15 protein-coding genes are annotated in these 14,175 nt (G+C 72.9%); 4 read left to right on the top strand and 11 right to left on the bottom strand.

Annotated elements, in window-relative coordinates:
- Positions 1-4: 4 nt before the first annotated feature.
- Positions 5-454, bottom strand: coding sequence for an RrF2 family transcriptional regulator (locus tag ACMTAK_RS49320; protein ID WP_413812244.1), 450 nt, complete (start codon positions 452-454; stop codon positions 5-7).
- A 60-nt stretch (positions 455-514) separates the two neighbouring features.
- A complete protein-coding gene (locus ACMTAK_RS49325; RefSeq protein ID WP_413813226.1) occupies positions 515-1,627 on the bottom strand; it encodes an AI-2E family transporter in 1,113 nt (370 codons plus the stop codon).
- A 339-nt stretch (positions 1,628-1,966) separates the two neighbouring features.
- On the opposite strand from ACMTAK_RS49325, the gene ACMTAK_RS49330 reads away from it, so the two are divergent.
- Positions 1,967-3,187: a cysteine desulfurase-like protein gene (locus ACMTAK_RS49330; RefSeq protein ID WP_413812245.1), complete on the top strand. Its 1,221-nt coding sequence runs from the start codon at positions 1,967-1,969 to the stop codon at positions 3,185-3,187.
- A gap of 43 nt (positions 3,188-3,230) precedes the next feature.
- Here ACMTAK_RS49330 and ACMTAK_RS49335 read toward each other — a convergent pair whose 3' ends face one another.
- From ACMTAK_RS49335 to ACMTAK_RS49345, 3 genes are all read right to left on the bottom strand, one after another.
- On the bottom strand, positions 3,231-3,800 hold the full coding sequence (locus ACMTAK_RS49335; protein ID WP_413812246.1) for a TetR/AcrR family transcriptional regulator: 570 nt from the start codon (positions 3,798-3,800) through the stop codon (positions 3,231-3,233).
- A gap of 70 nt (positions 3,801-3,870) precedes the next feature.
- Complete coding sequence (locus ACMTAK_RS49340) at positions 3,871-5,262, bottom strand: amidase (protein WP_413812247.1); 1,392 nt, start codon at positions 5,260-5,262, stop codon at positions 3,871-3,873.
- Positions 5,249-5,458: a hypothetical protein gene (locus ACMTAK_RS49345; RefSeq protein WP_413812248.1), complete on the bottom strand. Its 210-nt coding sequence runs from the start codon at positions 5,456-5,458 to the stop codon at positions 5,249-5,251. The genes ACMTAK_RS49340 and ACMTAK_RS49345 overlap by 14 nt, the downstream gene beginning before the upstream one ends.
- Positions 5,459-5,570: 112 nt before the next feature.
- Between ACMTAK_RS49345 and ACMTAK_RS49350 the strand changes: the two genes are divergently transcribed.
- The gene (locus tag ACMTAK_RS49350; RefSeq protein ID WP_413812249.1) at positions 5,571-6,476 is read left to right on the top strand and encodes an MBL fold metallo-hydrolase; all 906 of its coding nucleotides are present in this window, start codon (positions 5,571-5,573) and stop codon (positions 6,474-6,476) included.
- A 122-nt stretch (positions 6,477-6,598) separates the two neighbouring features.
- On the top strand, positions 6,599-7,789 hold the full coding sequence (locus ACMTAK_RS49355) for an acyltransferase family protein (RefSeq protein ID WP_413812250.1): 1,191 nt from the start codon (positions 6,599-6,601) through the stop codon (positions 7,787-7,789).
- Positions 7,790-7,812: 23 nt separating this feature from the next.
- Here ACMTAK_RS49355 and ACMTAK_RS49360 read toward each other — a convergent pair whose 3' ends face one another.
- From ACMTAK_RS49360 to ACMTAK_RS49370, 3 genes are all read right to left on the bottom strand, one after another.
- Positions 7,813-8,913, bottom strand: coding sequence for a winged helix DNA-binding domain-containing protein (locus ACMTAK_RS49360; RefSeq protein ID WP_413812251.1), 1,101 nt, complete (start codon positions 8,911-8,913; stop codon positions 7,813-7,815).
- Positions 8,910-9,572 (bottom strand): aldo/keto reductase, encoded by a 663-nt coding sequence (locus ACMTAK_RS49365; RefSeq protein WP_413812252.1) that lies wholly within the window; start codon positions 9,570-9,572, stop codon positions 8,910-8,912. The genes ACMTAK_RS49360 and ACMTAK_RS49365 overlap by 4 nt, the downstream gene beginning before the upstream one ends.
- Positions 9,573-9,669: 97 nt before the next feature.
- The gene (locus ACMTAK_RS49370; protein ID WP_413813227.1) at positions 9,670-10,233 is read right to left on the bottom strand and encodes a DinB family protein; all 564 of its coding nucleotides are present in this window, start codon (positions 10,231-10,233) and stop codon (positions 9,670-9,672) included.
- Between the two features lie 116 nt (positions 10,234-10,349).
- Here ACMTAK_RS49370 and ACMTAK_RS49375 point away from each other — a divergent pair, with 116 nt between their 5' ends.
- A complete protein-coding gene (locus tag ACMTAK_RS49375; RefSeq protein WP_413812253.1) occupies positions 10,350-11,378 on the top strand; it encodes a helix-turn-helix transcriptional regulator in 1,029 nt (342 codons plus the stop codon).
- 24 nt (positions 11,379-11,402) lie between these two features.
- On the opposite strand, the gene ACMTAK_RS49380 is transcribed toward ACMTAK_RS49375, so the two are convergent.
- From ACMTAK_RS49380 to otnI, 3 genes are all read right to left on the bottom strand, one after another.
- Positions 11,403-12,158: a FadR/GntR family transcriptional regulator gene (locus tag ACMTAK_RS49380; RefSeq protein WP_413812254.1), complete on the bottom strand. Its 756-nt coding sequence runs from the start codon at positions 12,156-12,158 to the stop codon at positions 11,403-11,405.
- Positions 12,159-12,367: 209 nt separating this feature from the next.
- Positions 12,368-13,387 carry a D-erythronate dehydrogenase gene (gene denD, locus ACMTAK_RS49385; RefSeq protein ID WP_413812255.1) on the bottom strand — a complete coding sequence of 340 codons (1,020 nt, stop codon included), beginning with the start codon at positions 13,385-13,387 and terminating at the stop codon, positions 12,368-12,370.
- The gene (gene otnI / locus ACMTAK_RS49390; protein ID WP_413812256.1) at positions 13,384-14,175 is read right to left on the bottom strand and encodes a 2-oxo-tetronate isomerase; all 792 of its coding nucleotides are present in this window, start codon (positions 14,173-14,175) and stop codon (positions 13,384-13,386) included. The genes denD and otnI overlap by 4 nt, the downstream gene beginning before the upstream one ends.

The raw sequence follows: 14,175 nt of genomic DNA on the forward strand, positions 1-14,175 counted from the left end.
GCCCTCACGGGGACAGCCCGGGTGCGCGCCCGACCAGCCCCAGCAGCACCGGGCCCGTCGGGGACGCCACCAGATCGTCGACCGTGAGGGGATCGAGCGAGGCGAGGAACGCCTCCTGTGCCCGGCGCAGCGCCATCCGCAGCCGGCAGCCCTGCCGCAGCGGACACGGCACATCCCCCTCGCAGTCGACGACATCGCCGACCCCCTCGAACTCCCGGACCAGCTGGCCGACCGAGGCGGTGCGCCCGGCGGCGGTGAGCGTCAGCCCGCCGCCCCGTCCGCGCCGTGTCTCGATCAGGCCCAGGTGCTGCAGCCGGGCCGCCACCTTGGCCAGATGGCTGTAGGGCACCTGCATCTCCCCGGCGACCTGCCGGGCGGTGCAGGGCTCGGCGCCGGTGACCGCCAGCCGCATGATCGTGCGGAGCGCCAGGTCCGTTGACTTCGTCAGCCGCATGGCGGCAGATTACGTTAATACGAATCTGAGATGCAATTTATGGGGTGGGTGCGGCGCCGGTCAGGCCTCGCCGGGCGGCCGCCCGCGCAGCGCCCGCGTCACCGACCAGGCGACGGACACCATGGGCACGGCCACCACCGCCCCGACCACCCCCGCCACGATGGATCCGGCGATGACCGAAATCGCCACCACCACCGGATGGAGCCGCACCGCCCAGCTCATCACCAGCGGATGCAGCACATGGCCCTCGAACTGGCCGACCGCCACGATCAGCAACAGCACCACGCCCGCGATGGCCGGACCCCGCCCGGCCAGGGCCACCACCGTCGCCACCGCCAGCGCGATCGGCGAACCGATCAGCGGGACGAACGTCGCGAAGAAGACCAGCAGCGTCAGCGGCAGGGCCAGCGGCACCCGCAGCAGGAAGAGGGCGATGCCGACCAGCGTCGCGTTGGAGGCCGCCACGACGATGATGCCCCGGGTGTATCCGGCGAAGGTGGTCCACGCCGCCCGCGCCGCCCGGTCCCACGGGGACCGGGCGCGCTCGGGGAGCTGGCCCCGGAACCACTGCCACATCCGGTCGCCGGAGTGGATGAAGAAGATCGAACAGAACAGGGCCAGGAACACCGCCGTGCCCGCCTCCACGACCCGCCCCGCACTGCTGAGCGCCCTGCTGATCAGCGCCGCGCGATGCCGTGACACAAAGGCGGTGACCTTGTCGTGGGCCCCCGACAGCACACCGTGCCGCACATGGAACGGCGGCCCCTCCAGCCACCGCTCGATCCGCCCGATCCCGCCGCGCAGCTCACCCACCAGCCGGCCCGCCTCCGCGGCCGCCGCGTTGCCCACCAGCGCCAGCAGCCCCAACACCGCGAACAGCGTGCCGAACACCGCCAGCGCCACCGCCAGCGGCCTGGGACACACCCGCGCCAGCAGATCGGCCAGCGGCCGCAGCAAGGCGGTGGCCACCAGCGCCAGGAACACCGCGATCGCGACGAGCTCGAACCGGCCCAGCACCGTGAACGCCAGGTAGACGGCCACCCCGATGACCATCAGACGCCATGCGTACGCGGCGGTCAGCCGCAGACCGGGATGGACCCGTCCGTCCTCGTCCCCCGCCCGGCGCACCGCCGCCGTCAGGGCCGCGGAGCCGGAGCGGCGGGCCCGCGCCATCGCCCGCGAGGCCCGCCCGGCCGGTCCGCCGGCCACGCCACGCCGAGGGCGTGCGCCCCGCCCTCCCGGTCGCTCGGGCGGGGGAGGAGAGTCGCTGCTCACGTCGGCGCCACCGCCTTCTGCGTCCCGGTCCTGCGCGGCGGAAGAGGATGGTGATTCATCCCGCTACGTACAGATTCAATCAGGGTGGCCGTCCGGGCGCCGGACACCTCTCCCCGGCGCGGCGGCCCGTCCTCCCCCGGCGCGGCGGCCGTCCTCGCCCCCTGCCGTTCCGCATCCGTGCCCGCCTAAGATCGCCCTGGTCACCCGCTCGCCAAGGCACTCTGCAAGGAGCCGCTCGTGACATACGACATCACCGCCATCCGCGCACAGTTCCCCGCGCTGAAGGCCGGGTCGGCCCACTTCGACGGCCCGGGAGGCACCCAGACCCCGCTCCCCGTCATCGAGGCCGTCTCCGACGCGCTGGCCAACCCCCTGGCCAACCGCGGCCACCTCACGGCGGGGGAGCGCAACGCCGAGGCCCTGGTCCAGTCGGCCCGGCAGGCCATGGCCGATCTGCTCGGCGCCGACCCGGCCGGGATCGTCTTCGGGCGCAGTGCCACCGCCCTCATCTACGACTTCTCCCGCACCCTCGCCAAGACCTGGTCGCCGGGCGACGAGGTGGTGGTGTCCCGGCTGGACCACGACTCCAACATCCGCCCCTGGGTCCAGGCCGCCGAGGCCGCCGGGGCCACCGTGCGCTGGGCCGACTTCGACCCCGCCACCGGCGAGCTGACCCCCGAAGACATCGGCGCCCAGCTCGGTGACCGCACCCGGCTGGTGGCGGTCACCGCCGCCTCGAACCTGATCGGCACCCGCCCGGACATCCCGGAGATCTCCCGGCGGGTGCACGCGGCCGGGGCGCTGCTCCACGTGGACGGCGTCCACTACGCCGCCCACGCCCATGTCGACATCCGGCGGCTCGGAGCCGACTTCTTCGTCTGCTCCCCCTACAAGTTCCTCGGCCCCCACCTCGGCGTGCTGGCAGCCGGCCCCGAGCTCCTGGAGACCCTGACCCCGGACAAGCTGCTCCCCTCGACGAACGCCGTTCCCGAGCGCTTCGAATTCGGCACCCTGCCCTATGAATTCCTCGCCGGGACCCGCGCCGCCGTCGACTTCCTCGCCACCCTGGACCCCGGCGCCGAAGGCAGCCGCAGGGAGCGGCTGGCGTCGTCGTTCGCGGCCCTCGAGGAGCACGAGGCCACGCTGCGCGGGCGCATCGACGAGGGTCTGGCCGCCCTCGACCCGCTCACCATCCACTCCCGGGCCGTGGACCGCACCCCGACCGTGCTGCTGACCATCGACGGCCACGACACCACCGACGCCTACCGCTACCTCGCCGGGCGTGGCGTCGACGCCCCCTCCGGTTCGTTCTACGCGGTGGAGGCATCCCGCAGGCTGGGCCTGGGCGACACCGGCGGACTGCGCATCGGCCTGGCCCCCTACACCAGCACCGAGGACGTGGACCGGCTGCTGGAGGCGCTCTCGGACTTCCTGCGCGCTCCGGCCCCGCGCGGCTGACTCACCACCCGGCGCTCACCAACCCGGCGCTCAGGGTCCGGTCTCACTTCCCGGCGGCGTCCCCTCCGAGGAGCCCCGCCACGAGTCCGCGGGCATGCGCGGCGTCGAGCCCGGCGGGGCGGAAGAGGATGCGGTACATCAGAGGCGCCACGACATGGTCGACGACCGTCTCGACGCCGGGGGTGTCCTCCCCGCGTCCGGCCGCGCGGGTCAGGATGACATCGACCTGGTCGGCGGCGTAGGCCGAGCACTGGCCGGCGTTGCTGCCGTCCGGGTCGCCGAGCAGGGCGTCGCGGATGTAGGCACGTCCGGCCGGAGAGGCCATCTCGTCGAGGAACTGCTCGGCCCAGGCCGTCAGATCGGACTCCAGGCCGCCGTGGTCCTGGGGCGTGGTGTCGGGCCGCAGACGCTCGACCGCCACGTCCGACAGCAGTTGGGTGAGGTCTCCCCAGCGGCGGTAGATCGTGGAGGGGGTGACGCCCGCGCGCTGGGCGATCAGCGGCACCGTGAGACCGTCGCGGCCCACCTCCGCCTCCAGTTCGCGCACGGCGGTGTGCACCGATGCCTGGACCCGGGCGCTGCGCCCCCCGGGGCGCACCATCTGCCTGCTCATTCATCCCACTTTAAAGCAAATCTGTTGCTTCTGGGGAGGCGGTGCGCCCCGGGGCCGCTCAGTGGACGCGTCAGGCCGCGGGTGCCAGTTCGCGGACCGGCCGCGTCCGCTCGTAGGCGTGACCGACCCGCAGGAGCACGCCCTCCCCGAGCGGCCGCCCGAGCAACTGCATGCCGATCGGCAGGCCGGCCGTGTCATGGCCGACCGGGACGGACAGCGACGGCACTCCGGTGAGGTTGGCGGGGGCCGAGAGGCGCACATAGGCGTCGGAGACGGCTTCGACGGTGCCGTCCGGCCAGGTGATCGTCTCCTGACCGGACGGCACCGCGGTCGCCGGGACCGTCGGGGCGGCGATCACGTCGACGTCCTCCAGCATGCGCGCCCACTCCCGCCGCATCAGGGTCCGGGAGCGCTGGGCGCGCAGATAGTCCCCGGCGGGCATCAGCTCGCCCGCCTCCAGCAGGATGCGCACATCCGCCTGGTACAGCTCCGGTGCCGCGCGCAGGGTGCGCTCGTGGTACGCCGTGGCCTCCGGCACCATCAGGCCCCACTGAGTGGCCTGGATGTAGCGGGTCATGGGGATCTCGACCTCGACGAGGCGGGCGCCGAGGGCCTCGAGGCGCTCGACGGCCCGCCGGACCGCGGCCGCCACCTCCGCGTCGACGTGCTCGAAGTAGTAGTTGCGCGGCACGCCGACGCGCAGTCCCGTCAGATCCTCGGCCGCGCCCGGCCGGTAGTCCCGCGCGGGGACGGCCAGGGAGGCGGGGTCGCGGGGGTCGTGCCCGGCGAGGACCGCCAGGACCAGGGCCTGGTCCTCGACGGTGCGGGTGAGGGGGCCGACGTGGTCCAGCGACCACGACAGGGAGGTGACGCCGTGGCGGGGGACGAGGCCGTACGTGGGCTTGAGGCCGACGACCCCGTTGAGCGCGGCGGGGACGCGGATGGATCCGCCGGTGTCGGTGCCCAGGGCGAAGGCCGCGGTGCCCGCGGCGACGGCCACGGCGGATCCGCCACTGGAGCCGCCCGCGACCCGGCCGGTGTCCCAGGCGTTGCGGGTCTGCGGAGTGGTCAGCCCGTAGGCGAACTCATGGGTGTGGGTCTTGCCGACCAGGACCGCGCCGGACGCGCTCAGCCGGGCGGCGACCGTGCTGTCCGCCTGCGCGCGGTGGTCGGCGCGGACCCGGGAGCTCGCGGTGGTGGCCACACCCGCGACGTCGATCAGGTCTTTCAGACCCATCGGGATGCCGTGCAGCGGGCCGCGGAGACGGCCGGCTGCGGCGTCGTCCGCGGCCTCGCGCGCCGCCCGGCGCGCCCGCTCCGCCGTCACCGTGGCGTAGGCGTTCAGCTGGGGTTCCAGCCGCTCGACGCGGTCCAGGACGGAGTCCACCAGCTCGACGGGGGACAGCAGGCCGGCCCGGATCGCGTCGGCGGCCGCGGTGAGGGACAGCTCATACGGCCGCATCGTGCCGCTCCTCTCCCGCGCGGTAGGCGGGGGCCGGCGGGGTGTCGCCGAAGTCCAGCTCGCGCAGGACGGCGACGACGGCGTGGACGTGGTTGGCGGTGGCCGCCGCGGCGGTGTGGCGCTCGGCCGGCAGCGGGAGCCCGGCGCGTGCGGCCCAGCGGGCCGCCTCCGGAGGGGTGAGTTCTGCGGCGGACAAGGTGTCTCCCTCTACGAGGTCTCATCGAGATAAAAGCTAAGCGTTTGCGTTAGTCGACTGTAGGGCCTACGGTGCCTTAAGGCAAACAGATTGCGTTTAGAGAGAGCGGGCCATGCACACACCCCAGGCCATCGACATCCCCTTCTGGACCGTGGGCGACATCGCCGTCCACCGCGTCGACGAGGTGCTCCTGCCGCCGCGGACCGGGCCATGGCTGCTGCCCGACGCCACCACGGACGTGGTCTCGCGACAGGACTGGCTGCGCCCCGACTTCGCCGACCAGGACGGCACCCTGCGCATCGCCAGCCACAGCTTCGCCTTCGAGGTGGGCGGGGCGCGGGTCCTGGTCGACACCGGCATCGGCAACGGCAAGACGCGGGCCAACCCGGCCTGGCACGGTCTGCGGACCGACTACCTGGAGCGCCTGACCGCCGCCGGGTTCCCTCGGGAATCCATCGACCTGGTGATCCTCACCCATCTGCACACCGACCACGTCGGCTGGAACACCCACGAGGTGGACGGCGCATGGGTGCCCACCTTTCCCCACGCGCGCTACCTCACCTCCCGCACCGAGCGGGAGTTCTGGGCGGCCTACGACATGGACGAGCCGCGCACCCAGATGTTCCTCGACTCCGTGATCCCGGTCGAGGACGCGGGACGGCTCGACCTGGTCGACGTCCCGGACGAGGGCACCGAGGTCATCCCCGGACTGCGGCTGATCCCCACCCCCGGGCACACCCCCGGCCATATCGCCCTCCAGCTCGACGGCCGCGACGAGCGGGCGGTGATCACCGGCGACTGCGTCCACCACCCCGTCCAGCTCGCCCACCCCGTCATCGGCTCGTGTGTCGACATCGCCCCCCGGCAGTCCGAGGCCACCCGCCACAAGCTCTTCGGCGCCCTCGCCGACACGGGCACCCTCCTGCTCGGCACCCACTTCCCGCCGCCCACCGCCGGTCATGTCATCACCCACGAGAACGCCTACCGGCTCTCGCCCGTGCTCCCCGGCGCGCGCTGACGCGCCCTCCGCGGGTGGTGGTGTTCGCCTGGATGTTCCCGTAGGGGAGGTATTGGGGCCGGGGCGGTGCGACGGGCAGGCTCGTGGGTGCTGTGCCTGTTCCGTATGGGGAGGGGTCTGATGTGGCCGGTGTGTTGCCGCGTGGCGATCGGCTGCCGTCGTTGACGGGGCTTCGCTTTCTGCTGGCCGGAGTGGTGTTGGCGGGCCATGTGCTGACGCTGGGCAGATTCTTCGAGGACCAGGGGGTCTATGAGGCCGCCGACGCCTCGTCCATGGCGAGCGCGGCGGCGGTCTCCTCGTTCTTCCTGCTCAGCGGTTTCGTATTGGCGTGGAACGCCTCTCCGGCCGACACCGCCGTCCGGTTCTGGCGCCGCCGGCTGGTGAAGATCTTCCCCAACCATGTGGTGACCTGGTCGCTGATGCTGGGCCTGCTCATGGCCACGGGTACCGCCGCGCTGCTTCCGGTGCCGGACCCGGGGCTGGGGGAGGCGGTCCGGAATCTGCTGCTGGTGCACGCCTGGGTGCCGGACATGGCCGATTTCAGCAGCGTCAATCCGGTGACCTGGTCCATCTCCTGCGAGGCGTTCTTCTACCTCCTCTTCCCCCTGCTGATCCGGCCGGTGCGCGCGCTCCCGGAACGGCTGCTCTGGCCGGTGATCGCCCTGGTGGCGGCGCTGGTGGTGACCATGCCGCTGGCGGCGATGGCCGTCACCGACGAGGCGGCTCCCGGGAGTTGGTCGCCGCTCTCGACGGAGCGCTGGTGGCTGATCTACTTCTTCCCGCCGGTGCGGCTCCTGGAGTTCATCCTCGGACTGCTGCTCGCCCGGGCGGTCCGGCTCGACCGCTGGCCGACGCTGCGTCCGCGGTGGCCGCTGCTCGCCCTGGCGGGGGTCTTCGCGGCGCGGACGGAGCTGCCGGAGGAGTACCTGTGGGGAGCCGCGACCTGTCTGCCGATGGCCGCCCTCATCCCGGCCATCGCCGCCCGCGACATCGAAGGGCGGGAGAGCCTGCTCGGGCGCCGTGGCCTGGTGCTGCTCGGCGAGGCGTCGTTCGCGCTGTACATGGTCCACTTCCCGCTGCTGTACGAGATCCGGGTGCTGCTGGACCGGCGGACGTTCGACACGGTGACCGCCGCGCTGTTGTCCGTGGCGGTGTCGGCGTTCTGTGTGGCGGTGTCGCTGCTGCTGTGGCGCGGTGTCGAGGTGCCGATGATGCGCCACTTCGCCCGCCCCCGCGGCCGTTCCGTACCGACCGCCGGTACCGCGCCCGGCGACCAGACCGCGCCGCTGCGCCAGCAGGACCCCGCGCCATGACTCGGGTAGCCCGTTCGCATCGCTCAGCCTGACGACGTGGCGACGCGCACGCGGTGGCTTTCGCCGTCGGAGAGGAAGGACGCCAGTTCCCGGCCCTCCTCTCCGACGGCCGTACGGTCCGCCGGGGAGAGGCGGCCCAGCGGGGTGACGCACACGGTGGCGGCGTCGACCCTCCAGGTCGCGGCGACCCGGCCGTCCACCAGCACCACCCGCTCCCCGGCGACCGACAGGCCGCGGTGGGCGTCGTCGATGATCCGGCCGCGGTCGTGGTAGCCGAGGATCGCGTTGTCGAACGCGGGCAGGAACCGCACCGGCGCGGGGGTATCGGGATCGGGGCGTGGCGCGTCGGGGAGGTCGAACAGCACCCGGCCGCGTTCATCGCGGAAGGTGACCAGTTGCTCCCGTATCGCCGCCACCGCGGCCGGGAGCCCGGCCAGGCCGCACCAGGCGCGCAGATCGGCCGAGGCCGCGGGGCCGAAGGCGGCCAGATAGCGCCGTACGAGTGCCTGCCCGACCGGGTCGGAGCCGTCGGGGGCGGGCGGGTCCACGTGTCGGCCCAGCCAGGAGGAGAGCAGGACGTTGCGTACCCCTCCCCGGGAACGCCACAGCCCGCGCGGCGGCGTCTGCACCACCGGGACGAGGGCGGCGATCAGCATCTCGCCCAGTGCCCGCGGCGCCGGGGCGGGCCAGCGGTCGGCCAGCGCCCGCACCAGCTCGGCCATCGAGCGGGGCTCGCCGTCGGACATCACCGCCCGGCCCGCGGCGGCGAGTTCGTCGAGGTCCATCCCCTCCAGCTCACGGCGGTAGGTCCCGAGCACCCGCTGGCGCAGCATGGCGTCGTGGCGGGCCCGCCAGGCCACGATGTCATCGGCGGTGAGGAGATGGACGGTGCGGCGCATGAGGTGGGCGCGCACCACGCTTCGCCCGGTCAGCAGGTCGGAGAGGACGCCCGGGTCGAAGGCGCGCAGCCGTGACCAGAGCCCGGTGAACGGCTCCTGCGGTTCCTGCGCCTGCATGCCACACAGATGCGCGACGGTGTCGCGGACCGGTAGGCCGGCGCGATCGAGCAGCAACTGCCGGGCGAGCGTGGCACGGCCCAGCGCCCGGTTGCCGAGAACGGTCATCGTGCCACCGCGGCGCGTTCGTCGGCCGATCGCCGCCGTAGCGCCGGGCGTTGGACGGACGGCGGGGCGCAGGACACATCGAGCGGGCCGAGGTCGGTTCCGGGCGCCACGATCCGGTCGATCCGGTCGAGGGTCTGATGCCGGGGTACCCACCTCATCCGCGCGTTCCGCACCGTGGGCCCGCCCTTGCGGTAGCCGGCGGTGAGCAGGCCCATCGCCGGCGGACTCCACACCAGTACGCCCATGCCGTAGCGCCGGCGGACCGGCAGGACCTCCCGCTCGATGGCGCGGTTGAGGATGGAGTACGGGGGCTGCTCGGTGCGGAAGCGGTGCAGTCCGCGCCGGTCGGCGACCCACTGCGCCTCGACGATCTCCGAGGCCGGGAGGCTGGAGGACCCTATGGCGCGCACCCTGCCGCCGCGCACCGGATCGGTCCGGGCGGAGAGCGTCTTCAGTGCCTTGCCCACGATGTCCTCGGACTTCCCGTGGGGTCCGTACACATCGGCGGTGTCGATGAAGGTGATCCCCGAGTCCAGCGCCCGGTGGATGATCCGGACACAGTCGTCGTGATCGGGGTTGCCCGCCTGGCCGAACATCATGGTGCCCAGGCAGCAGAGGCTGACCCGGATACCGGTCCGCCCCAGCTCACGCGTTTTCACAGTCGCGCCGTTCCCTTCGGTTCCTTGGTCCTTGGGTTGCGGAACCGTGCCGGTGACGGCCGCCATCGGCACGGTTCCGAGGAGATCCGGTCGGCGGTCAGCCGGCCTTCCGCCCGTCGAGCGACTCGCGGATGATGTCCGCGTGCCCGGCGTGCTGGGCGGTCTCGGCGATGACGTGTATCAGCACCCGGCGCACGCTGTGCACCGCCCCCGGCTCGTTCCAGGGCGCCTCCGGCAGCGGATGCGTCGCCGACAGATCGGGGACGGCGGTGATGATCTCCTCGCTCCGGGCGGCGACCTCCTCATAGCGCTTGAGGATCCCGGCCAGCGTCTCACCGGGCAGCATCTGGAAGTTGTTCTGGTTGTCGATCGCCCACTGCGGGATCTCATGTGCGGTACCGGCCGCGAGGTCGGCCCAGGTGACACCGTCGGGCAGGTCGAAACGCAGCGCCGAAGGGCCTTCGAGCACGAAGCGCAGCCATCCTTCCTCGATGGCCGCGACGTGCTTGATCAGCCCGCCCAGGCACAGCGTGCTGGCCGTCGGACGCTCTCCGGCCTGCTCGTCGCCGAGCCCGCGCACCGTGTTGGTGAGGGCAGATCGCGCGGCGGCGAGCTCGGCGAGCAGATCGGCCCGCTCGCTGTCGAGCTCGGAGGAGGGCATGGTGATGGCGGTCACGGTGATCGGGTCCTTCTGGTCGTACTGGTTGCTCTGACGCAGACAACGGTCGCAGGGGAAGCGGACAGGTTGTGGCCGCTACTCGGAGCAGAATGGGAGTCATGCCGAAGACCTCAGCGCGACTGCTCTCACTGCTCTCGCTGCTCCAGGCGCGCCGGGACTGGCCGGGGCAGCTGCTGGCCGAGCGGCTGGACGTCAGCCCGCGCACCGTGCGCCGCGATGTCGACCGTCTGCGCGAGCTCGGCTACCCCATCGTGGCCGCCAAGGGCCCCGACGGGGGCTATCGGCTCGGCGCCGGTACGGAGCTGCCGCCGCTGCTGTTCGACGACGACCAGGCCGTGGCCCTCACCGTGGCGCTGCAGACCGCCACCGCCACCGGGGCGGGGATCGAGGAAGCGGCGGCCCGTGCGCTGAGCACCGTCCGGCAGGTGATGCCCGCACGGCTGCGCCACCGCGTCGACGCCCTCCAGGTCACCGCCGTCGACGACGGGGGCGTGCGGCCGAATCCGCAGGTCGGCACGCAGGCGCTCATGACCCTCGGCGCGGCCGTCCGCGCCCGCGAGGCGCTGCGCTTCGACTACGCCCCCGTGTCCGCACCGGGTGCCTCCGACGCCGACCCCGCCGCCACTCCGCCGCGCCGGGTGGAGCCACACCACCTCGTCACCCGGGGCGGGCGCTGGTATCTCGTCGCCTGGGACCTCGACCGCGACGACTGGCGCACCTTCCGGGTCGACCGGATCACCCCGCGCACCCCAACGGGCCCCCGCTTCACCCCGCGCGATGTGCCCGGAGGGGATGTGGCCGCCTTTGTCGCGAGCAGGTTCCAGGGCTCCGACGGCTCGGGCGGCTGGCCGTGCCGAGGCGAGGTCATCCTCGCCCTGCCCGCCTCCGTCGTGTCCACCTACACCCGGGACGGAGTCGTCGAGGAACTCGGCCCGGACCGCTGCCGACTCGTCCTGGGCGCGTGGTCATGGCCCGGACTGGCCGCCACCATCGGCAGGTTCGACGCCGGCATCGAGGTCATCGGGCCGCCCGAGCTGAGGGAAGCCTTCGCGCACCTGGCCCGCCGCTTCGCCGACGCGGCGGCGGGCGGACCCGCCGAGCCCACCACGCCACCCCGGAGCCGCTGAGCGACGCGCGCCGCACCTCGTGCCTCAGGGCGCGGCGTCGAGGTCCACCTCGAGGCTCTCGGTCTCGGACCAGAACCCGTCGTCCGCGTCCTGAAGCCGGGACGCCGCGTGCCTCAGATGGAGCAGCGCCGCATCGCGGGCGGCATCCGGGTCGCGGGCCTCGATGGCGGCCAGGATGGCGTGGTGCTCCTGCCGGACCGCTTCGAGGAAGTCGCCGCGGCGCGCCTCGTTCGCACGCGTGACGCGGATTCCGCCGCGCAGCACCTCGCCGAGGTAGCGCAGCGTGGAGAGCATCACCGCGTTTCCGGTCGATTCGGCGATGGAGCGGTGGAAGACGAGATCCTCGTCCACGCCGTCGCCACCGGCCGCCACCGCCGTGTCGATGGCCTCCAGGGCCTGCCGCATCCGGGCGAGGTCGGCCGGGGCGGCCCGGGTGGCCGCGAGGTACGCCGCCTCGCCCTCGATGGGGCGCCGCACCTCCACGATCTGCCGCACCTTGGACTTGGTGTCCTCGGCGGTCTCCGCCTCCAGATCCAGTGGCCGGGTGCGGCGCGGCATCACGAACACGCCGAGCCCCTGACGGGGTTCGACCAGGCCCGCGTTGCGCAACCGGGACACGGCCTCGCGTACGACGGTCCGGCTGACGCCCAGCTGCTTGACCAGCTCCACTTCGGTCGGGAGCTTGTCGCCCTCGGCCAGCCGTCCGGACTCGATCTCTTCCGAGAGTATCGCCGCGACCCGATCCGCGAGCCGCACGGGACCGCTCACCTTGGAGAACATGGTCTTCAGTTTATCGGCCCCGTCCCGGTCGCCCGGCCGCTACGGAGTGTCCGGCGGACCACGCGACTCCGCCGCGTGGCAGGGGCTTCGCCCCTGGACCCCGGAGTTTGGGGCGGAGCCCCCCACGCGGCGGAGCCGCAGATCGATGCTGCCGGGAAGGGACGGGGCGGGGACAGCCCACCGCAGGCGTCGAGATCCGCCGGACACCGCTAAAGGTGCGCACCGTCCACGACCGCGTCGGCGTGGTCTTCGGCGTAGGCGCGTACCACCGAGGCGAAATCCGGGTCGGGGGCCAGCCCGAGCGCGGCGGCGCGTGCGTTGTCGAACACGGCGGGCCATGAGCCGACGATGGCCTCCACATCGGGGTCGGGCGCGATCGTCACCAAGTCGGCGACGGCGTCACCGGCCATCTGCCGCAGCGTGTTCAGCATGTCGGCGACCGAGACCGTGAGCGCCGGAAGGTTGACCGGCACCCCGCCGTCGATCCGGCCCGGCCCGGCGCCGCGCTCGGCCTCCGCGACGCGGAGGAGGCCCTCGACGGTGCGCCGTGGCGAGGCCAGGGCCACCCTCAGCTCGGGGTGGACCGGGCAGATGGCCGGGAGGCCCGCGAGCGGCTCGCGGATGATGCCGGACAGAAAGCCGGAGGCGGCCGCGTTCGGTTTGCCCGGCCGTACCGACACGGTCATCAGCCGGGCGACGCGCCCGTCCAGGAATCCGCGGCGGGTGTAGTCCGCGATCAGCTGCTCGCAGACGAGCTTCTGGATCCCGTAGCTCGACCGCGGTGTGGGCAGGGTGGACTCGCTGACCACCGGTGGCAGCGGCAGCGCGGGATCGGAACCGTAGACGGCGACGCTGCTGGAGAACACCACCCGTGGCATCGGACCGCCGGCGGCCGACTGGGCCCGCGCGGCCTCCAGCACCGCGCGTGTGGTGTCCACATTGGCGCTCATACCGAGGTCGAAGTCGGCCTCGCACTCGGCCGATACCGCGGAGGCGAGATGGATCAGCACATCCACCGGCTCCGCGAACACCTCGTCAAGGCGCTCGGCCAGATCGCCCTGGACGATGTCCACGAGGGGGTCGTCCGCCGCCGAACCAGGCGGCGGCGCCACGCGGTCGGCGAGCACCAGCCGGTCGATCGGCGCACCGCGGAACGTCCGTGACGTGAGCAGTGCGGCGGCGACCCGCCGGCCCAGGAAGCCGAAGCCACCCGTGATGACGATCCTCATGCGTTGTCTCCTCGGGAGTCGTGGCGCCAGCCGAGCCCCTCGCTCGTACCGGCGCGGGGGAGGTACTCACAGCCGATCCACCCGTCGAAGCCCAGGTCGTCGATGACGCCGAACAGATGGCGGACGTTCAGCTCGCCCCGGTCGGGCTCATGGCGATCGGGTACGCCCGCGATCTGCAGATGGCCGACCCGGCCGGTCGGCAGGTCACGGCGCAGGGTCGTGGTGAGGTCGCCCTCGACGATCTGGCAGTGGTAGAGGTCGAGCTGCACCTTGAGGTTCGGGGCCCCCACCTCCCGTACCACGGTGTGCGCTTCGGACTGCCGGTTCAGGAAGTAGCCGGGCATGTCACGGCCGTTGATCGGCTCGATCAGGATGTCGACGCCCGCCGCGGCGGCCCGTTCCGCGGCCCAGGCGAGGTTGGCCAGATAGGTGTCGCGGTGCTTGGCCGGATCGCCCGGTCCCACCAGCCCGGCCATCACATGCACTCGCGGGCAGCCGAGCTCCGCCGCGTATTCCAGGGCCCGGCCGATCCCGGAGCGCACCTCCGCCTCGCGGCCGGGCAGCGCCGCGATACCGCGCTCGCCGGACTCCCAGGCGCCGGGGGGCGCGTTGAAGAGCACCTGCCTCAGGCCGTGGTCGTCGAGCACGCGGCGCAGCTCGGTGGCGTCGTACGCGTAGGGGAAGAGGTACTCGACGGCCTCGAAGCCGTCCGCCGACGCGGCGGCGAAGCGGTCGAGGAAGTCGTGTTCGGTGTACATCATGGACAGGTTCGCGGCGAACCTCGGCAT

The sequence above is a fragment of the Streptomyces lacaronensis genome, assembly GCF_047337785.1.
Taxonomy (GTDB): Bacteria; Actinomycetota; Actinomycetes; order Streptomycetales; family Streptomycetaceae; genus Streptomyces; species Streptomyces lycopersici.